The sequence below is a fragment of the Paenibacillus sp. FSL R5-0470 genome (assembly GCF_037975205.1).
Classification (GTDB): Bacteria; Bacillota; Bacilli; order Paenibacillales; family Paenibacillaceae; genus Paenibacillus_AQ.
In genome coordinates this window covers 13,678-33,750 of the sequence record NZ_CP150238.1, presented here as the reverse complement: position 1 = coordinate 33,750, position 20,073 = coordinate 13,678, and the positions used below count along the sequence as shown (strand labels likewise).

Annotated in this window: 12 protein-coding genes and 5 rRNA genes; 1 reads left to right on the top strand and 16 read right to left on the bottom strand. The window is 47.9% G+C overall.

Annotated features, from left to right (window positions below; translation table 11 throughout):
- Positions 1-56 precede the first annotated feature (56 nt).
- The 3 genes from tmk to MKY99_RS00125 form a co-directional block, all read right to left on the bottom strand.
- On the bottom strand, positions 57-698 hold the full coding sequence (tmk, locus tag MKY99_RS00135; RefSeq protein ID WP_042183814.1) for a dTMP kinase: 642 nt from the start codon (positions 696-698) through the stop codon (positions 57-59).
- Positions 699-2,240 (bottom strand): aminotransferase class I/II-fold pyridoxal phosphate-dependent enzyme, encoded by a 1,542-nt coding sequence (locus MKY99_RS00130; protein ID WP_339268059.1) that lies wholly within the window; start codon positions 2,238-2,240, stop codon positions 699-701.
- A gap of 209 nt (positions 2,241-2,449) precedes the next feature.
- Positions 2,450-2,635, bottom strand: coding sequence for a sigma factor G inhibitor Gin (locus MKY99_RS00125; protein ID WP_042123074.1), 186 nt, complete (start codon positions 2,633-2,635; stop codon positions 2,450-2,452).
- Between the two features lie 208 nt (positions 2,636-2,843).
- Between MKY99_RS00125 and MKY99_RS00120 the strand changes: the two genes are divergently transcribed.
- Positions 2,844-3,368 carry a hypothetical protein gene (locus MKY99_RS00120; RefSeq protein ID WP_042183802.1) on the top strand — a complete coding sequence of 175 codons (525 nt, stop codon included), beginning with the start codon at positions 2,844-2,846 and terminating at the stop codon, positions 3,366-3,368.
- A gap of 72 nt (positions 3,369-3,440) precedes the next feature.
- On the opposite strand, the gene MKY99_RS00115 is transcribed toward MKY99_RS00120, so the two are convergent.
- The 13 genes from MKY99_RS00115 to MKY99_RS00055 form a co-directional block, all read right to left on the bottom strand.
- Complete coding sequence (locus tag MKY99_RS00115) at positions 3,441-3,854, bottom strand: hypothetical protein (protein WP_042183800.1); 414 nt, start codon at positions 3,852-3,854, stop codon at positions 3,441-3,443.
- Positions 3,855-4,110: 256 nt separating this feature from the next.
- A 5S ribosomal RNA gene (gene rrf / locus MKY99_RS00110) occupies positions 4,111-4,227 on the bottom strand.
- A 128-nt stretch (positions 4,228-4,355) separates the two neighbouring features.
- Positions 4,356-7,284 (bottom strand): 23S ribosomal RNA (locus tag MKY99_RS00105).
- A 212-nt stretch (positions 7,285-7,496) separates the two neighbouring features.
- Positions 7,497-9,054 (bottom strand): 16S ribosomal RNA (locus MKY99_RS00100).
- Together the 16S, 23S and 5S rRNA genes form the textbook arrangement of a ribosomal RNA operon.
- A 425-nt stretch (positions 9,055-9,479) precedes the next feature.
- A complete protein-coding gene (locus tag MKY99_RS00095) occupies positions 9,480-10,631 on the bottom strand; it encodes an amidohydrolase family protein (protein WP_339268057.1) in 1,152 nt (383 codons plus the stop codon).
- A gap of 2 nt (positions 10,632-10,633) precedes the next feature.
- A complete protein-coding gene (locus MKY99_RS00090; protein WP_339268055.1) occupies positions 10,634-11,692 on the bottom strand; it encodes an aminotransferase class V-fold PLP-dependent enzyme in 1,059 nt (352 codons plus the stop codon).
- The gene (locus tag MKY99_RS00085) at positions 11,689-12,462 is read right to left on the bottom strand and encodes an ATP-binding cassette domain-containing protein (protein ID WP_339268053.1); all 774 of its coding nucleotides are present in this window, start codon (positions 12,460-12,462) and stop codon (positions 11,689-11,691) included. The genes MKY99_RS00090 and MKY99_RS00085 overlap by 4 nt, the downstream gene beginning before the upstream one ends.
- Positions 12,453-13,220 (bottom strand): ABC transporter ATP-binding protein, encoded by a 768-nt coding sequence (locus MKY99_RS00080; RefSeq protein WP_231573369.1) that lies wholly within the window; start codon positions 13,218-13,220, stop codon positions 12,453-12,455. Before MKY99_RS00080 ends, MKY99_RS00085 begins: the two co-directional genes overlap by 10 nt.
- Positions 13,217-14,083, bottom strand: coding sequence for an ABC transporter permease (locus MKY99_RS00075; RefSeq protein WP_143764167.1), 867 nt, complete (start codon positions 14,081-14,083; stop codon positions 13,217-13,219). Before MKY99_RS00075 ends, MKY99_RS00080 begins: the two co-directional genes overlap by 4 nt.
- Positions 14,080-15,069 carry an ABC transporter permease gene (locus tag MKY99_RS00070; RefSeq protein ID WP_339268051.1) on the bottom strand — a complete coding sequence of 330 codons (990 nt, stop codon included), beginning with the start codon at positions 15,067-15,069 and terminating at the stop codon, positions 14,080-14,082. The genes MKY99_RS00075 and MKY99_RS00070 overlap by 4 nt, the downstream gene beginning before the upstream one ends.
- Complete coding sequence (locus MKY99_RS00065; RefSeq protein ID WP_339268049.1) at positions 15,066-16,688, bottom strand: ABC transporter substrate-binding protein; 1,623 nt, start codon at positions 16,686-16,688, stop codon at positions 15,066-15,068. The genes MKY99_RS00070 and MKY99_RS00065 overlap by 4 nt, the downstream gene beginning before the upstream one ends.
- 154 nt (positions 16,689-16,842) lie before the next feature.
- Positions 16,843-16,959: ribosomal RNA gene (gene rrf / locus MKY99_RS00060) — 5S ribosomal RNA — on the bottom strand.
- A gap of 128 nt (positions 16,960-17,087) precedes the next feature.
- A 23S ribosomal RNA gene (locus tag MKY99_RS00055) occupies positions 17,088-20,016 on the bottom strand.
- Positions 20,017-20,073: the final 57 nt, after the last annotated feature.

Genomic DNA, 20,073 nt, shown 5'->3' with positions numbered 1-20,073 from the left:
TCATAAGCACACGCCTAATTATATGTCACTTCTCTTAGTATATTAGACAAAACACCCTAAAAACCCTTTAATACTCTCTCTTCAAGAGTTCTCACGATATCTTGTTCTACCATATGAATGGGGCGATTAGCATCCAGAACTACTATTCTGTCCGGATTGGCCTGGGCTAATAATTGATAGCCTTCACGGACCTTCTTATGAAAAGAAAGGCTCTCCAGATCCAAACGATTCACTTCCCGTTCTTGATTCGCTGCAATCCGTGACAACCCTATCTCTGGGTCTACATCCAGATAAAAGGTTAGATCCGGCATACGGTTCCCTATCGCAAAACGATTAATACTCCATACCTCTTCTATTCCGAGTCCTCTCGCATGTCCTTGATAAACGAGGCTGCTGTCTACAAAGCGGTCACAGAGTACAGTAAGCCCTTCTCTAAGAGCCGGTTCAACGACTTCGGCGAGATGTTGGCTTCTTGATGCAGCATATAGTAATGCCTCTGTACGCGCATCCATAGCTGTATGGGCAGGATCTAGAATAATGGAACGAATCTTCTCAGCAATCTCAACGCCACCCGGTTCACGGGTAATTCGATAAGGCATGGACCGGTTCTGTAAATAGGCCGTTACTCTACCTAGTACCGTTGTTTTTCCGGAGCCTTCGCCCCCTTCTAATGTTATGAAGAAACCTTCTTTTCCCACTTATGCTTCTCCGCCCTTCTGAATGTTGTATACCTCAATACGCTGCAAGACCGGATCAGCACAAGCCTGAAATTTGGCGCCTCCTTTGGCTAAACCAGCCAGCCTTCTTTGGATCTGATCTGTGATCACTTCACCCGGATATAATACCGGGATGCCTGGTGGATAGGGAATAACCATCTCTGCCGCCACTCTACCCACGCAATGTTCAAGATCAATACTTTCAATCTCATTGGCCGACACCGGCTTCAATGAGAAGTGAACAGGATCTGAGATTTGTAAAGAATGGAAATTGTTCCACGTGGAAATATTGCGAGCGCCTGATAAGTCGGGGGCGTTCGGTGATTCGGAAGGTTCCTCCGAATCTATTTCCCGCAGCGCCTGCAGCAAATGATCTGCATCTCCAGCCTTCGATCCAAGGCTGAACAGCAGCACTACGTGCCGGTCATCGCTCATCTCCGGCACGCAGCCCTTTGCCTCGAGCTTGCGCTGCAGCTCGAAGCCGCTCAGGACCCCGATGGCGTCATAAATGACGACTTTAAAGGGGTCCTGTGTCACATACGCCGCCAAAGAATCAGGCGGCGTATTCGGGTGCAGCGGCTCTGCCGGCTGCACTAGTCCGTAGCGCGGCAGCTCCGCGAGTCCGCGCCGCAGAACGTCCACGGCGGCCAGCCCCGCCGTGAAGGCACCCTTGCCCCGGCTGTGCAGCAGCCGCCGGGCAAGATCCAGCGACGCCATCATAGGATATGATGGGCTGGAGCTCTGCACCATGGCGAGCCGCTGTCGGAGCAGAGCGCGGTTGAGCCGCGGCCCTTGAACATGCAGCATAGCGCCCATGGTCATCGCTGTGAGCATCTTGTGCGTGGACTGCACGACACCGTCCGCGCCACAAGCAAGTGCCCCGGCTGGCAGCGCCGGGTGCTGCCCGTAATGCGCCCCATGCGCCTCATCCACAAGCAGCGGTACACCGCTGTCGTGACAAATACTCGCGAGGGGCGCAAGATCACTACCCATGCCGTAATAATTCGGCATGGTAACAAGTACAGCTGCGGCTTCAGGATAGGCTGCAAGTGCAGCCTTAACAGCTTCGGCCGCCGGCGCCACTGCCAAGCCGCTAAGTGGATCAATCAGAGGCTCCAGAAAAACAGCACGTACTCCAGCCAACATCAGTCCATGAATGACTGACTTATGCACATTGCGTTGAACAATCATAATCATTCCAGGCTCGGGACAAGCGGTTAGAATGAGAGCCAGATTGCCGGCTGTGCTCCCTCCAACCAGAAAAAAGCTTTCCTCTGCTCCAAAGCAGTCTGCCGCCAACTCTTGCGCTTCCTTGATAACTCCCTCAGGATGATGAAGATCATCCGTTCCGGAAATTTCCGTAACATCATACTTCATTACCTCATCTAAAAAGCCAGCGCCTTCAACGCCCTCATATGCCTCTCCATTCTTATGACCTGGCACATGATATGATCTATTACCCATAATTCTATATTGTTCCAGCATTTCGTATATAGGCGCCCTACAACGTTGTAATTTATTCATATTAAATTCCTTCCCATAGGGTTCCTTCTATTTTAACGTAAATATTCGCAAACGCCTACGCTTCAGTGTAAAAGCGGCCCTTTGGACAACAAAACGGCTCCTCCCGCCTGAAGAACGAGGAAGCCGTGTATTGAATATCACTAATGCAGCCTTCGTATCTTTCATCCAGACCGCTCTCTTAATTGCATCATTTAACAGAGTTACTCTACTTAGGCGTTCTTTTGCAATCCAATCTTCTTCATCCGGCCGATAAAAAAACGGTACTTGGCATCTTCAGCCTCGGTACGTATCATCTCAGCCTCACATTCCTCACAAATAAAATGCGAGACAATCACAATACCTTCCTCTTTTACCTGTCCACAAATGATACAAGCTTGCCCGGTTTGCTGTTCCATAACCATCCCACCTTGACTCTTTTAAGAACAGTATGATACACCTTCTATCATTTTAAACCTTTTCATAGTTTTTTCATATCCTTCGTATCGTGCATTATATATATTCCGTTGCCGTTATATCGGTGAATTTTCGCCGCAGTTTAATAAAATACATCCAATCGCCGATATTAAGAACATACGAATTCACGAGGAGGTTAGACTATAATCTATGGAACCCACTACCAAAGGTGCAGCTACATTCTATCAATATAAACTAATTAAAAAAGTAAATCTAACGGCACGCCTGCTGCCTATTTATATTATGCTCCCCTTATTAGTCCTTGTGCTCGAAACCGTATTTCTTTCCTGGTGGAGCATTCTTTACATAATCATAGCAGCGCCTGTAGCCTTCTGGGTTCAATATGTCATTTCACGCTCAGTTCTTTTAATCTCAGGACACCCCATTTCAAAAAGATGGTCTGTCTCATTTAAACTGCCTTGGTTAGGGTTTATGCCTGATCAACATATTAGTTACCGTATATTCCGTAAAGTACAGCTACATAATTTCTATATCGGTCTTTGTATTGCAGCACTCTTTATTTTCTGGTCACCGCCAGCATTTACAGTATCACTGATCACTTGCCACTTATGGCTCCTACTGCCTCGTCTTTATACTCTGTTCAGACTGAATCGACAGGATCAGGGAGGCATGCTGAAATTCAATCCGACCGATGTATCCTATTACTCTCAATAAAGTGCAGCAGTATAGCTCATATTATTTTCACGTATTAAAAAATAAACCGCCATCCTTAGGGATGGCGATTCTTTATTTCGTCTTAAGGCCTTTAATGGAGGTCTTCTTTTCTTTAGGAATCATCACTACAAAATAATCATCATGCACTGTTAAATGAACCGTTAACCCATCCTTCAGAAAAACACCCGAAGAATCACTATCATCATCTTCCTGTTCTGTCCATCCCCAGGCTTTAATAGCCTCCAAATAAGGATCCGGAATACCATTCTTCTCCTTTAATCCAGGTAAAGAATAACGTACATAATCCATAGCAACGTTAGTAGTGGTCTGGTCTGGTGAGTTTGCCTCATGGGGGACAGGGAAGCTTTTCTCATTCAGTGCACCCTCAAAAGTATCCCACTTAGGTTCTTTAGCCCCGCAACTTGCCAGTATTAAAGTTAAAATACAAGAAATCATTATTAACTTGAATATTTTTAATTGTTTCATGCCTTAAATCCTCCCTACCTCTACAATGCATCTAAAGACACAAGAAAATTCAAAGTTAGAATTTATGAGTAGTTCCTTCGTATTAAAGATCTGCTAACTATTAGCACTTTTCTATTATACTTGTATCCACCGCAGCGTCGGTAACAAAAATGTCATTCCACAGTAACCTATTCTACTGTCATTACTAGCCTTAAATACTTGCATAATAAAAAAAGAAAAAAAGCCACTGCTGATATTATCAACAATGGCTTAATCTGCTTGGCAACGTCCTACTCTCCCAGGACCCTTCGGTCCAAGTACCATCGGCGCTGGAGGGCTTAACGGTCGTGTTCGGGATGGGTACGCGTGGAACCCCTCCGCTATCGCCACCAAACATGCGTCTGTGAAACAGACGCTGCCGCGTGAAATTTCGTTCATCACCAGTAGTGAGAATGAATTTCTAAGCGTGTTACAGGCTTGATGCCTGAAAACTGAATCCGAATTGAATTTGCGTATTAAGTATAGGATAAGCCCTCGACCGATTAGTATTGGTCAGCTCCATGCATTACTGCACTTCCACCTCCAACCTATCTACCTCGTCGTCTTCAAGGGGTCTTACTAATTGGGAAATCTCATCTTGAGGGGGGCTTCACGCTTAGATGCTTTCAGCGCTTATCCCGTCCGTACGTAGCTACCCAGCCATGCTTCTGGCGAAACAACTGGTGCACCAGCGGTACGTCCATCCCGGTCCTCTCGTACTAAGGACAGCTCCTCTCAAATTTCCTGCGCCCACGACAGATAGGGACCGAACTGTCTCACGACGTTCTGAACCCAGCTCGCGTACCGCTTTAATGGGCGAACAGCCCAACCCTTGGGACCTACTTCAGCCCCAGGATGCGATGAGCCGACATCGAGGTGCCAAACCTCCCCGTCGATGTGGACTCTTGGGGGAGATAAGCCTGTTATCCCCAGGGTAGCTTTTATCCGTTGAGCGATGGCCCTTCCATGCGGTACCACCGGATCACTAAGTCCGACTTTCGTCCCTGCTCGACTTGTAGGTCTCGCAGTCAAGCTCCCTTATGCCTTTGCACTCTTCGAATGATTTCCAACCATTCTGAGGGAACCTTGGAACGCCTCCGTTACTCTTTAGGAGGCGACCGCCCCAGTCAAACTGCCCGCCTGACACGGTCCCCGTACCCGGTAAGGGTACTAGGTTAGAACCTAGATACGATCAGGGTGGTATCCCAACGGCGCCTCCACCGAAGCTTGCGCTCCGATTTCTACGGCTCCCACCTATCCTGTACAGATCGTACCCAAATTCAATATCAAGCTGCAGTAAAGCTCCATGGGGTCTTTCCGTCTTGTCGCGGGTAACCTGCATCTTCACAGGTATTAAAATTTCACCGGATCTCTCGTTGAGACAGCGCCCAAGTCGTTACGCCATTCGTGCGGGTCAGAATTTACCTGACAAGGAATTTCGCTACCTTAGGACCGTTATAGTTACGGCCGCCGTTTACTGGGGCTTCGGTTCATAGCTTCGGGTTACCCCTAACCACTCCCCTTAACCTTCCAGCACCGGGCAGGCGTCAGCCCGTATACTTCGCCTTGCGGCTTCGCACAGACCTGTGTTTTTGCTAAACAGTCGCTTGGGCCTTTTCACTGCGGCCCCCTCGTGCTATTCACACTACCGGGGCACCCCTTCTCCCGAAGTTACGGGGTCATTTTGCCGAGTTCCTTAACGAGAGTTCTTCCGCGCGCCTTAGAATTCTCTTCTCGCCTACCTGTGTCGGTTTGCGGTACGGGCACCTTCTCCTGGCTAGAGGCTTTTCTTGGCAGTGTGAGATCATGACCTTCGCTACTGTAATTTTCGCTCCCCATCACAGCCCAGCCTTAATGATGTGCGGATTTGCCTACACATCAGCCTCACTGCTTAGACGGACATATCCATCAGTCCGCGTCACTACCCTCCTGCGTCACCCCATCGCTCATAGCGGATTACGGTGGTACAGTAATTTCAAACTGTTGTCCTTCGACTACGCCTTTCGGCCTCGCCTTAGGTCCCGACTTACCCTGAGCGGACGAGCCTTCCTCAGGAAACCTTGGGCTTTCGGCGGATCAGATTCTCACTGATCTTTTCGTTACTCATACCGGCATTCTCACTTGTATGCTGTCCAGCGCTCCTTACGGTACACCTTCAACCCACATACAACGCTCCCCTACCCCAGATACATACGTATCTAGCCATAGCTTCGGTGGTGTGTTTAGCCCCGTTACATTTTCGGCGCAGAGTCACTCGACCAGTGAGCTATTACGCACTCTTTCAATGGTGGCTGCTTCTAAGCCAACATCCTGGTTGTCTGTGCAACTCCACATCCTTTCCCACTTAACACACACTTGGGGACCTTAGCTGATGGTCTGGGCTGTTTCCCTTTTGACAATGGATCTTAGCACTCACTGTCTGACTCCCGGCAATAAGTATATGGCATTCGGAGTTTGACTGAGCTTGGTAATCCTTGCGGACCCCGCACCCAATCAGTGCTCTACCTCCACTACTCTTATACCGAGGCTAGCCCTAAAGCTATTTCGGGGAGAACCAGCTATCTCCGAGTTCGATTGGAATTTCTCCGCTACCCCCACCTCATCCCCGCATTTTTCAACATGCGTGGGTTCGGGCCTCCAGTGCGTGTTACCGCACCTTCACCCTGGACAGGGGTAGATCACACGGTTTCGGGTCTACGTCCACATACTAAATCGCCCTATTCAGACTCGCTTTCGCTGCGGCTCCGTCTTCTCGACTTAACCTTGCATGTTAAACGTAACTCGCCGGTTCATTCTACAAAAGGCACGCCATCACCCATAGATAGGGCTCTGACTTTTTGTAAGCACACGGTTTCAGGTTCTATTTCACTCCCCTTCCGGGGTGCTTTTCACCTTTCCCTCACGGTACTGTTTCACTATCGGTCGCCAGGTAGTATTTAGCCTTAGCAGATGGTCCTGCTGGATTCATACGGGGTTTCACGTGCCCCGCACTACTCGGGATCCGTCTCGGAGAGAACACAGTTTAGGTTACAGGGCTTTTACCTCTATCGCGGGCCTTTCCAGACCTCTTCACCTACCATATTCCTTTGTAACTCCATGTGAGACGTCCCACAACCCCTAAGAGCAAGCTCTTAGGTTTAGGCTGTTCCGCGTTCGCTCGCCGCTACTGACGGAATCACTATTGTTTTCTCTTCCTCAGGGTACTTAGATGTTTCAGTTCCCCTGGTCTGCCTCTACATCTCCTATGTGTTCAGAGATGAGTAACTGCGAATTACCACAGCTGGGTTTCCCCATTCGGACACCCCCGGATCAAAGCTTGCTTACAGCTCCCCGAGGCAGTTTCGTTGTTCGCCACGTCCTTCGTCGGCTCCTGGCGCCTAGGCATCCTCCGTGTGCTCTTATTAGCTTAACCTTGATTTTTCCTAAGAAAAATCTCACTAATAACATTTACTTGTTTGCACAAGTTGCTAAAAGATGTTCTAAAACGCAAATTCGTTTCGGTATCCAGTTTTCAAGGATCAAGTCTTACTGAGAGCTTAAACTCTCAAAACTGAGCAACGAGTGAGTTGTGGAAGCTTAACTTCCGATTTGAATGTCTTCATTGCAGAAGACGATTCTCCATAGAAAGGAGGTGATCCAGCCGCACCTTCCGATACGGCTACCTTGTTACGACTTCACCCCAATCATCTACCCCACCTTCGGCGGCTGGCTCCCTTGCGGGTTACCCCACCGACTTCGGGTGTTGTAAACTCTCGTGGTGTGACGGGCGGTGTGTACAAGACCCGGGAACGTATTCACCGCGGCATGCTGATCCGCGATTACTAGCAATTCCGACTTCATGCAGGCGAGTTGCAGCCTGCAATCCGAACTGAGACCGGCTTTGATGGGATTGGCTTCACCTCGCGGTTTCGCTTCCCGTTGTACCGGCCATTGTAGTACGTGTGTAGCCCAGGTCATAAGGGGCATGATGATTTGACGTCATCCCCACCTTCCTCCGGTTTGTCACCGGCAGTCACTCTAGAGTGCCCAACATTACTTGCTGGCAACTAAAGTTAAGGGTTGCGCTCGTTGCGGGACTTAACCCAACATCTCACGACACGAGCTGACGACAACCATGCACCACCTGTCTCCTCTGTCCCGAAGGCCGCCACTATCTCTAGTGGATTCAGAGGGATGTCAAGACCTGGTAAGGTTCTTCGCGTTGCTTCGAATTAAACCACATACTCCACTGCTTGTGCGGGTCCCCGTCAATTCCTTTGAGTTTCAGTCTTGCGACCGTACTCCCCAGGCGGAGTGCTTACTGTGTTAACTTCGGCACCAAGGGTATCGAAACCCCTAACACCTAGCACTCATCGTTTACGGCGTGGACTACCAGGGTATCTAATCCTGTTTGCTCCCCACGCTTTCGCGCCTCAGCGTCAGTTACAGCCCAGAAAGTCGCCTTCGCCACTGGTGTTCCTCCACATATCTACGCATTTCACCGCTACACGTGGAATTCCACTTTCCTCTTCTGTACTCAAGTCACCCAGTTTCCAGTGCGACCTCAGGTTGAGCCCAAGGTTTAAACACCAGACTTAAATGACCGCCTGCGCGCGCTTTACGCCCAATAATTCCGGACAACGCTTGCCCCCTACGTATTACCGCGGCTGCTGGCACGTAGTTAGCCGGGGCTTTCTTCTCAGGTACCGTCACTCCGGTAGCAGTTACTCTACCGGACGTTCTTCCCTGGCAACAGAGCTTTACGATCCGAAAACCTTCATCACTCACGCGGCGTTGCTCCGTCAGACTTTCGTCCATTGCGGAAGATTCCCTACTGCTGCCTCCCGTAGGAGTCTGGGCCGTGTCTCAGTCCCAGTGTGGCCGTTCACCCTCTCAGGTCGGCTACGCATCGTCGCCTTGGTGGGCCGTTACCCCACCAACTAGCTAATGCGCCGCAGGCCCATCCCTCAGTGACAGATTGCTCCGTCTTTCATTCTTTCTTCAGGAGAAAAAAGAAATTATCCGGTATTAGCTACCGTTTCCGGTAGTTATCCCAGTCTAAGGGGCAGGTTGCCTACGTGTTACTCACCCGTCCGCCGCTAAGTTATTTTGAAAGCAAGCTTTCAAAGTGACTCCGCTCGACTTGCATGTATTAGGCACGCCGCCAGCGTTCGTCCTGAGCCAGGATCAAACTCTCCAATTAGTATTGAAAAGAGCGATATGCTCATTTTGAAACATCTGACGAGAAAATTAATTCTCTAATTTTGGATTTCACTTTCGTGATTTCCTACTCACTCGTTGTTCAGTTTTCAAAGATCAAGTTCTCGTTGGCGCCGTTTAATGTCTCAGCAGCAACTCTTATACTATATCATGTTCAGCCGTTTAATGTCAAGCTCTTTTTTTACTTCTTTTTCGAGCTCGGCATGTGTGTTTCTCGGCCAGAAATAGAATATATCATGTATAGAGATTCATTGCAACACTTTTTTTTGAAAGATTTAAAAACCATAAATCATGTATTAATGAATACACTCTATCTTTATATACTGTTGCCTTATATACATTCCATAATATAAAAGAAAAACAACTGAAAAAGATATCAGTTGTTTTCAGAAGATAGCTTAGATGAATCTAAATTAATTCCGCTTCCTTCGCTCCAGTAATTACGGAAACGATACTGTATCGAAGTATCTCTGCATTATACGCCTGGTATGGATCGACGTTGAAAACAACAGCATCTGCAATAAAACCTTCTGCAATCTGCCCCAGCTCGTTACCGCTCCCTAGAATGTCAGCAGCGCTTTTAGTAGCAGACTGCCACGCTTCTCTGCGAGTTAAGCCATAATCAATCAACGTATCCAGTTCTTGAAGGTTATAACCATGTAATGAGGGTGTAGCATAATCTGTACCGAATCCAATACGAACGCCTTCTCTTTTTGCATAATTAATGGCTTTGGAATGCGATTCAGCAGCGCGGGCAGCTCGTTCGCAAATGATCGGGTTCAACGCTAGAACGCCTTTCGGATCTGCGGCAATGCGATAGATGGATGTAGTAGGTACAAAAGCTACCTCCGAATTAGCAAGTCTCCCTGCCTGATCTTCAGTTAGAAACATCCCATGCTCTATAGATTCCACCCCCGCCTGAATGGACCAGTCTATCGTCACTCCACCCCAGGTATGAACCAGTACCTTCTTATCATGGGCATGTGCATTACGAACAATGAATGCAAACTCTTCTTCGGAAAAGATCGGATCTACGACTTTCTCGGTGGGTGCCCCAAGACCGCCTGTGGCCATGATTTTTATCCAGCCCGCTCCTGTAGCAAAGATTTGCGCCATCCGTTGTTCCAAATGCTTAATTCCACGGGCATCTGCTGCTCCAAGCATATCGCTGCTGGTGTGCACTCTTAAAGGCTGCTGATACTGCTGAACAAGATGCTGCACTGTGCTTGGCACAATTCCGCCTGCATCCCGTACAGTCGTTACACCCGTCCTTAGAGTAGCCTCAAACGCTTGGCCCTGCATGGCTTCGATCTGCTGGGAGTCGCGCTTCAATTGGTCCGCATGATCAAAGTCTGTCCAAGCAAGATGCGTATGAAGATCAATTATACCAGGACTTATCCATAGTTCTGTGCCTGTAGGAGTTGAATTATTTTGTTGCGACTCCGCTTCAGTAATAGATGAAAAATAGCCATCCTTGATCACAACATCAAATCGTTTACCTTCGATACCGGCTATATAAATATTCTTGAATGTATGCAGTTCTGGATGCTTGTGAATCATCTTCATTCCCCCCAAGCCAGCCGAACAGCTTCTAATGCCTGATCAGGGTCTTGTTTCAATAACTCAGCAAGCGTTGATATGGCTTCCTCCACACTTTTCCGAGCAGCATTTGTTCCGAAATGATTGATCCGCAAAAGATGGCCAAATAATTCTCCGTCTCCTGGAGCCACAATGCCTATAGGTTTTTCGATCTGCAAATCTTGCTTTCCAGCAATCCGAACCGTTGTAGTCAGTGTAGAATAATGTCTGCTGTCCTTTTGCCAAGGCTCAAGCCCCAAGGATTCTATACCAGCTAATGTAGCAGCTGCAGCCCTTTCATGACGCTGAATGATTTGCTCCAATCCCTCTTCTTCAATTCGTGTCAAGGCCAGGATCAAAGCTCTAGCCTCTAATGTCGGAATATTTGGAGCAACTCGTAGTGGCGCGGCGCCATTCAGCGAAGGTCTGAGATCCAGCAAGGACAGAATGGAGTTACGCGGTGCATTTTTATTAGACTCAAGAAATTCCCAGCCACGTGGTGAAATACTGACGGCGCTAACACCGTTAGGTCCAGCCAAGGCTTTTTGTGCGCCTATCACAGCAAAATCAACTCCCCATTCATCGACCAGTAACGCCTCTCCCCCAACCGCAGAAACCGAGTCCGTCACAGTAATGAGATTGAACTCCTTTGCAATCTTAAATATTTCTTTAGCCGGATTAGATCCACCTGTAACCACTTCAGCCTGAACAAAGGAAAGGGCACAAGGGTTAAACTCTTTAATTGCGGAAGCAACTTGGTCGCCAGTGACCACTTCATCAAAAGGAACCTTTACTTCAATAACCGTTGCTCCTCCCCGCTCAAGCCACTTTCCAAATAGACTTCCATAGGGACCTGTTACTATATTTACAATGGTTCGACCAGGCGCGGCTATTCCTGCAGCCACTGCCTCGATCCCCAGAATTGCCTCAGCTGGGATGATAACTGGTGGGTGCTCAGTAAACAAGATAGTAGAAATCAATTGTGTAAGCTTATTGTACTCAGCCACTGAAAGTGGCACATGTACATTATATTCTGGGCTCATAAGAAACCTCCTGATGTACTTGATTTTGGCATTTTAGGAACTGCCGACAACAGCTCGTAACTGTATTCATGTTTAGGCCGGATGAAGAATTGATCCTTCGGACTCTGCTCCACGAGCTTTCCTTGCCGCATAACTGCTACCGTATCGCTAATTGCATTAATTACTCCTAGATCATGGGAAATAAAAAGCATGGTGAGATTAAGCTCAGCTTTCAGCGTATTGAACAGTTCGAGCACACTAAGCTGCACAGATACATCCAGCGCGCTGGTTGGTTCATCGGCGATCAGGATATTTGGTTCAACGCTTAATGCACGAGCGATCGCTATCCGTTGCCGTTGACCACCTGAAAATTCATGCGGCAATTTATCTAAAGCCTTTTGCTCCAAATGAACCTGGTTCAAAAGCTCTTTACATCTTTGCTCAACGTCTGTACGTCCCACAATTTTATGAAACAATAAGGGCTCGGAAAGAATTTGCCTAATCGAATGCTTTGGATTCAGCGATGCATCAGGATTTTGGAAGATCATCTGGATTATTTTACGCTGCTCACGGCTCCTTTTCTTTTTTAACTCTTGGGTACCTAACAGAATCTTCCCCTCATGCGGAGCAATCAGTCCAGCAATTACTCGCGCCAGCGTAGATTTCCCTGAACCGGATTCTCCAACAAGTCCAAGAGTGGTGTGCTGCTCAAGATTCAAATTGATACAATCCAGTGCAGTAAATCCGCCGTAGTGAACAGTTAAATCTTTTATTTGTAAGGCTAGTTCCATGAGTCTCTACTCCCTTCAAGCTCTGGCAAAGGAAGCACCGAATCAATCAGCATCTGTGTGTAAGGGTCGGATGGATTTTGCAAAATATCAAGGGTAGCGCCATGCTCCACAATCTGCCCTTGTTTCATTACACATAGGCGTGAGCACAAGTTGGCTGCAATCGCGAGATTATGCGTTACAAAAACCATAGCAAATCCCAGCTCCTGCTGGAGGTTCGTGATCGTTTCAATAATTTGTCGTTGAACCGTGACATCCAGCGCCGTTGTCGGCTCATCACAGAGAAGAATACCTGGCTTGCACGCCAGTGCCAAAGCGATGACTACCCGTTGACATTGACCGCCTGACAGCTGACTCGGATATCGATCCTTTTTCTTTAAAGAATCAGGGAGACCAAGCCTTTCGAGTAGCTCCAGCGCAATCATTCGCGAAGCCTTTCGACTAACTTTCTGTCTGTAATACACGACTTCAGCCAGCTGATTGACAACCATACAGAGTGGATCAAGCGCACCTCTTGGGTCTTGAAACACCATCGCACTGCTTACGTCACTCTTAATGGTGCCACCTGTCTGTTCAACACCATTTGGAAGTAGTCCCAGAATTGCACGCAGTGTAAGCGATTTTCCTGAACCCGACTCACCTACTAATCCTAGACTCTCCCCTTTGCTCAGCGAAAAGCTAACATTGTTGACTAATCTCTCTTTTGACTTCGCTGCCAGCGATAGTGCGTTTATTTCTAAAATGGGTTGTATAGACATCATTTTTTCCTCCATATGTCTGCCAAACCATCACCTAGGAGCGACAAAGCTATTCCGGTATACACCACTGCAAATCCTGGGACAGCTGAGAGCCACCAAGCTGTAGTGATGAAGGGCTGTCCATCCGAGATCATAGTTCCCCAGTCTGGAGTTGGCGGTGTAATACCGATCCCAAGATACCCCAGTGTAACAATGGCAACAAGCAATCCAATCATGTCTGTCATAAGAACGACAACGGCTTGCGGAAGTACATTGGGCAGCAGATGACGCAAAATAATTTTCACTCCGGGTAGCCCTAAGGTTTGAGCGGATGCCACCCATTCCTGATTGCGAAAAGATGCGCTAAGACCTCTCACTACACGGGCAAAAACAATCCAACCTACAAGTATAAAAGTAATATAAATGCCTCGTTCTCCTGCTCCACTGGCAAAAGCAACGATAATGACGATTAGATAAAAAGGAAAAGCGATCAACGTATCTGACAGCAGCGTAATAACTGTATCAATCCATTTGCCGTAATATCCTGCTAGCATTCCTAGGAACACACCTATGCAAAAGGGAATGATTTCTGCTAAGACCATGATTTTTAAATCAGTCCTCGCAGCATAAATCAATCTAGTAAACAGATCACGTCCCAGCTGATCGGTTCCTAGCCAGTGTTCAGCCGACGGAGGCTGCAGAAAGGCGCTCAAATTTTGCTCGGAGGGATCATATGGACTTATATACGGTATGAACACAGTCAAGAGAATAAGAGCTGCAAACATAATCAATCCCACTAGAAGTGAAGGGGTATTCCATATTCGTTTTAAGCCGCTAGTCATTTTGCCAGCCTCATACAATCGTGGTTCTAGTCTTATCGTTTTCATTGTTTTCCCTTCGTTCTGGGATCAAGCCACCAAGAAATGATTTCAATCAAGAGACTGATGATCACAACAGCTAGCGCACAGTAAAGTGCTATTCCTTGAATAACCGGAAAGTCCCGTTTCGAAATTGAAGTGAATAACAAGCTGCCAATTCCCTTTATTCCAAACACCTGTTCAACGACCAATGTACCGCCGATTAGATATGAAATATTCACACCCATCAGCATCAGTGTTGGAAGAGCCGAATTGCGCAGCACATGTTTAAATAAAATAACCCTGCTTGGTATTCCGGCAGCCTTAAGTGTAACTACAAAATCCGATTCTAACATTTCAAGCATCTGTGCTCTTAACGAACGGACCAGCGTAGGGATCTGTGAGAAAGCAACGGTGATTGCCGGAAGTGCAAGACTGTGCAAAGTTCCAATCCACCCTTCACTTACTCCCCCAACGGGGAACCAGCCAAGCCGGACACTAAAGAGCAAAATTAAAAGTAAGCCAACCCAGAAGATTGGCATACCCAAAGTTATTGTAGGAAAAATACGTATTAAATGATCCAGCAGTTTATCCTTATGCGTAGCTGCTACTGTAGCAAGCAGAAGTGATACGAAAATCGCCAACACACACGCCATTACTATGAGCAACAAAGTGACAGGGGCACGCTGCATAATTAACTCTCTTGTTGATGTACCCATAACAATGGAGTTTCCAGTATCCCCCTGAGTAAATAGCGTCTTCAAAAATCGCATGAACTGCTCCCATAAAGGAAGGTCCAGCCCAAGAGTATGATGCATACTCTTGAGCGCCTCAGGGGTACTGTATTCTCCCAATATCATTTTAGCTGGATCTCCAGGCACAATTCGGATGATGAAAAAGACTGCTATCATTACGCAGCAGATCACTGCCAGCGCCTTTATAAGTGATATCACAAGCCAGTTGTAAGAGTCCTTGCTTCCTCTAGGTTGATTTAACACCTGCTTAAGATTCGTCATTGGCTGATGTGGACATCTTCGAAACGGGCGCTGCCGTTAGGTAGAACAACAAGACCATCAACAGAAGAACGAATACCTTTCAAGACATCTGGATAATAAAGCGGAATATAAGGTACTTCATCAGCAAGTGTCTGCAGCAGTTTAGTATAGATTTGCTCACGAGCATCGCCATCTGCAGTTTTTTGGCCCTCATATAGAAGCTTCGTTACTTCATCATTCGTATAATGCGTCCAATACGATTTGCTGAAGCCTTCCGGATCAGTTTGAAAAGCAATGATCGAGTTCGCTTCCGGGGAATCCGCTTGACCGCTATTAAGCATTGCCGCAAAATCATATGCAAAGAAACGTTCACGGAAAGTAGCAAGCTCAATCGATTCAATCTCAATCTTAATCCCGATTGTTTGACCCGCTGCCTGGATAATTTGTGCTTCTTGTGCTCTTGTACTGTTGCCGGAGGCTACAAGTAATTTGGTAGTGAATCCATTAGGGAAGGCAGATTTAGCAAGCTCCTCCTTGGCTGCCTCAACATTGAAGTTCAGAGCCTTGATTGTATCATTGGAGTTATAAGGAATCGTTGTTGGCAGTAATGAGTTTGCCGTTTGTGCATAACCAAACGTTAATGCTTTGGTCAAGCCTTCACGATCAAGTGCCAGAGCCAGCGCGCGGCGAACATGCACATCCGAGAAATGTTCATCCAGCGTATTAAAGAACAATTGCTCTGTCACCCAACTGCCGTTAGTAATTACTTTAGTGTCAGCTCCATCTTTGATCTCATTGGCATTTTGCAGCGCTAAAGATTCAATAGCATTAACTTCCCCAGCCTTCAGCTGGTTGATTGCTTGGCTATCGTCCTCAATTAACTTATAAACAAGCTTATCAATATATGGTTTACCTTCTTGCCAGTAGAATTTGTTCTTAGTGAAGGTCAGATCACCTGCAGTATCCCATGTTTCAACTACAAAAGGTCCCGTTCCGATGGGCTTCTTAAAGAATTCTTCTTCGGAAACTCCACCAAAATTGTTAGGCACGATGCCATTTGAGAAATTGGATAGCTCTGAGATAAAAGGTGTATAAGGCTCTTTAAGTGTAATAACAAGCGTTTTGTTATCCTGCGCCTTAATTGTGCCGACCTTTGCCGATATTGCCAGCGGACCGCCAACCTTCAAGTGCCGCTCAAGGGAGAATACAGCATCTTCTGCAGTCACATCCGTACCATTCGAAAACTTCAAACCATCGCGAAGTTCAAAAGTATACGTCAGGCCATCCTCACTGATACTATGTGACTTCGCAAGCCAATCTACAATTTCGCCCTTGCTGTCAAAAGCAACTAACGATTCAAATACTTTGTCGATTGCAAAAGCATTATTGGACGTAATCTGATTATGCAAATCCAATGAGGTTACAGAAGCAGGGCGTCCATAGACGAAGGTTCCTCCTACTGCAGGCTCAGCTGTTTGAGGACTCTGAGTTGCTGTTGCTGGACTCGCACTTTCCTGCGCATCTTTATTTGAAGCAGCCTTATTATTAGATCCCGAGCATCCTGCAATTACCATCAATAGCAAAACTGCTATTGCCCCCAACAGAATCGGTTTCTTAATAGATACACTAAAGTACGACATAATTCTCTCCCCCTATAATTCTTATATGTTTAGTATGAATTGTATTATGGGTTAAACACTGTAGTCTGTCAAACATAATTTAATTTGCAACAATCCTTAAATAAATATACATAACAAAAAGACCACTGTCGATTACTCAACAGTGGTCTTGCGTGCTTGGCAACGTCCTACTCTCCCAGGACCCTTCGGTCCAAGTACCATCGGCGCTGGAGGGCTTAACGGTCGTGTTCGGGATGGGTACGCGTGGAACCCCTCCGCTATCGCCACCAAACATGCGTCTGTGAAACAGACGCTGCCGCGTGAAATTTCGTTCATCACCAGTAGTGAGAATGAATTTCTAAGCGTGTTACAGGCTTGATGCCTGAAAACTGAATCCGAATTGAATTTGCGTATTAAGTATAGGATAAGCCCTCGACCGATTAGTATTGGTCAGCTCCATGCATTACTGCACTTCCACCTCCAACCTATCTACCTCGTCGTCTTCAAGGGGTCTTACTAATTGGGAAATCTCATCTTGAGGGGGGCTTCACGCTTAGATGCTTTCAGCGCTTATCCCGTCCGTACGTAGCTACCCAGCCATGCTTCTGGCGAAACAACTGGTGCACCAGCGGTACGTCCATCCCGGTCCTCTCGTACTAAGGACAGCTCCTCTCAAATTTCCTGCGCCCACGACAGATAGGGACCGAACTGTCTCACGACGTTCTGAACCCAGCTCGCGTACCGCTTTAATGGGCGAACAGCCCAACCCTTGGGACCTACTTCAGCCCCAGGATGCGATGAGCCGACATCGAGGTGCCAAACCTCCCCGTCGATGTGGACTCTTGGGGGAGATAAGCCTGTTATCCCCAGGGTAGCTTTTATCCGTTGAGCGATGGCCCTTCCATGCGGTACCACCGGATCACTAAGTCCGACTTTCGTCCCTGCTCGACTTGTAGGTCTCGCAGTCAAGCTCCCTTATGCCTTTGCACTCTTCGAATGATTTCCAACCATTCTGAGGGAACCTTGGAACGCCTCCGTTACTCTTTAGGAGGCGACCGCCCCAGTCAAACTGCCCGCCTGACACGGTCCCCGTACCCGGTAAGGGTACTAGGTTAGAACCTAGATACGATCAGGGTGGTATCCCAACGGCGCCTCCACCGAAGCTTGCGCTCCGATTTCTACGGCTCCCACCTATCCTGTACAGATCGTACCCAAATTCAATATCAAGCTGCAGTAAAGCTCCATGGGGTCTTTCCGTCTTGTCGCGGGTAACCTGCATCTTCACAGGTATTAAAATTTCACCGGATCTCTCGTTGAGACAGCGCCCAAGTCGTTACGCCATTCGTGCGGGTCAGAATTTACCTGACAAGGAATTTCGCTACCTTAGGACCGTTATAGTTACGGCCGCCGTTTACTGGGGCTTCGGTTCATAGCTTCGGGTTACCCCTAACCACTCCCCTTAACCTTCCAGCACCGGGCAGGCGTCAGCCCGTATACTTCGCCTTGCGGCTTCGCACAGACCTGTGTTTTTGCTAAACAGTCGCTTGGGCCTTTTCACTGCGGCCCCCTCGTGCTATTCACACTACCGGGGCACCCCTTCTCCCGAAGTTACGGGGTCATTTTGCCGAGTTCCTTAACGAGAGTTCTTCCGCGCGCCTTAGAATTCTCTTCTCGCCTACCTGTGTCGGTTTGCGGTACGGGCACCTTCTCCTGGCTAGAGGCTTTTCTTGGCAGTGTGAGATCATGACCTTCGCTACTGTAATTTTCGCTCCCCATCACAGCCCAGCCTTAACGATGTGCGGATTTGCCTACACATCAGCCTCACTGCTTAGACGGACATATCCATCAGTCCGCGTCACTACCCTCCTGCGTCACCCCATCGCTCATAGCGGATTACGGTGGTACAGTAATTTCAAACTGTTGTCCTTCGACTACGCCTTTCGGCCTCGCCTTAGGTCCCGACTTACCCTGAGCGGACGAGCCTTCCTCAGGAAACCTTGGGCTTTCGGCGGATCAGATTCTCACTGATCTTTTCGTTACTCATACCGGCATTCTCACTTGTATGCTGTCCAGCGCTCCTTACGGTACACCTTCAACCCACATACAACGCTCCCCTACCCCAGATACATACGTATCTAGCCATAGCTTCGGTGGTGTGTTTAGCCCCGTTACATTTTCGGCGCAGAGTCACTCGACCAGTGAGCTATTACGCACTCTTTCAATGGTGGCTGCTTCTAAGCCAACATCCTGGTTGTCTGTGCAACTCCACATCCTTTCCCACTTAACACACACTTGGGGACCTTAGCTGATGGTCTGGGCTGTTTCCCTTTTGACAATGGATCTTAGCACTCACTGTCTGACTCCCGGCAATAAGTATATGGCATTCGGAGTTTGACTGAGCTTGGTAATCCTTGCGGACCCCGCACCCAATCAGTGCTCTACCTCCACTACTCTTATACCGAGGCTAGCCCTAAAGCTATTTCGGGGAGAACCAGCTATCTCCGAGTTCGATTGGAATTTCTCCGCTACCCCCACCTCATCCCCGCATTTTTCAACATGCGTGGGTTCGGGCCTCCAGTGCGTGTTACCGCACCTTCACCCTGGACAGGGGTAGATCACACGGTTTCGGGTCTACGTCCACATACTGAGTCGCCCTATTCAGACTCGCTTTCGCTGCGGCTCCGTCTTCTCGACTTAACCTTGCATGTTAAACGTAACTCGCCGGTTCATTCTACAAAAGGCACGCCATCACCCATAGATAGGGCTCTGACTTTTTGTAAGCACACGGTTTCAGGTTCTATTTCACTCCCCTTCCGGGGTGCTTTTCACCTTTCCCTCACGGTACTGTTTCACTATCGGTCGCCAGGTAGTATTTAGCCTTAGCAGATGGTCCTGCTGGATTCATACGGGGTTTCACGTGCCCCGCACTACTCGGGATCCGTCTCGGAGAGAACACAGTTTAGGTTACAGGGCTTTTACCTCTATCGCGGGCCTTTCCAGACCTCTTCACCTACCATATTCCTTTGTAACTCCATGTGAGACGTCCCACAACCCCTAAGAGCAAGCTCTTAGGTTTAGGCTGTTCCGCGTTCGCTCGCCGCTACTGACGGAATCACTATTGTTTTCTCTTCCTCAGGGTACTTAGATGTTTCAGTTCCCCTGGTCTGCCTCTACATCTCCTATGTGTTCAGAGATGAGTAACTGCGAATTACCACAGCTGGGTTTCCCCATTCGGACACCCCCGGATCAAAGCTTGCTTACAGCTCCCCGAGGCAGTTTCGTTGTTCGCCACGTCCTTCGTCGGCTCCTGGCGCCTAGGCATCCTCCGTGTGCTCTTATTAGCTTAACCTTGATTTTTCCTAAGAAAAATCTCACTAATAACATTTACTTGTTTGCACAAGTTGCT

What these genes read in the sequence shown, in the direction of transcription:
- MKY99_RS00130 (WP_339268059.1), bottom strand. Translation starts at nt 2,240, where the DNA reads ATGAATAAATTACAACGTTGTAGGGCGCCTATATACGAAATGCTGGAA.
- MKY99_RS00125 (WP_042123074.1), bottom strand. Translation starts at nt 2,635, where the DNA reads ATGGAACAGCAAACCGGGCAAGCTTGTATCATTTGTGGACAGGTAAAA.
- MKY99_RS00120 (WP_042183802.1), top strand. Translation starts at nt 2,844, where the DNA reads ATGGAACCCACTACCAAAGGTGCAGCTACATTCTATCAATATAAACTA.
- MKY99_RS00115 (WP_042183800.1), bottom strand. Translation starts at nt 3,854, where the DNA reads ATGAAACAATTAAAAATATTCAAGTTAATAATGATTTCTTGTATTTTA.
- MKY99_RS00095 (WP_339268057.1), bottom strand. Translation starts at nt 10,631, where the DNA reads ATGATTCACAAGCATCCAGAACTGCATACATTCAAGAATATTTATATA.
- MKY99_RS00090 (WP_339268055.1), bottom strand. Translation starts at nt 11,692, where the DNA reads ATGAGCCCAGAATATAATGTACATGTGCCACTTTCAGTGGCTGAGTAC.
- MKY99_RS00085 (WP_339268053.1), bottom strand. Translation starts at nt 12,462, where the DNA reads ATGGAACTAGCCTTACAAATAAAAGATTTAACTGTTCACTACGGCGGA.
- MKY99_RS00080 (WP_231573369.1), bottom strand. Translation starts at nt 13,220, where the DNA reads ATGATGTCTATACAACCCATTTTAGAAATAAACGCACTATCGCTGGCA.
- MKY99_RS00075 (WP_143764167.1), bottom strand. Translation starts at nt 14,083, where the DNA reads ATGAAAACGATAAGACTAGAACCACGATTGTATGAGGCTGGCAAAATG.
- MKY99_RS00070 (WP_339268051.1), bottom strand. Translation starts at nt 15,069, where the DNA reads ATGACGAATCTTAAGCAGGTGTTAAATCAACCTAGAGGAAGCAAGGAC.
- MKY99_RS00065 (WP_339268049.1), bottom strand. Translation starts at nt 16,688, where the DNA reads ATGTCGTACTTTAGTGTATCTATTAAGAAACCGATTCTGTTGGGGGCA.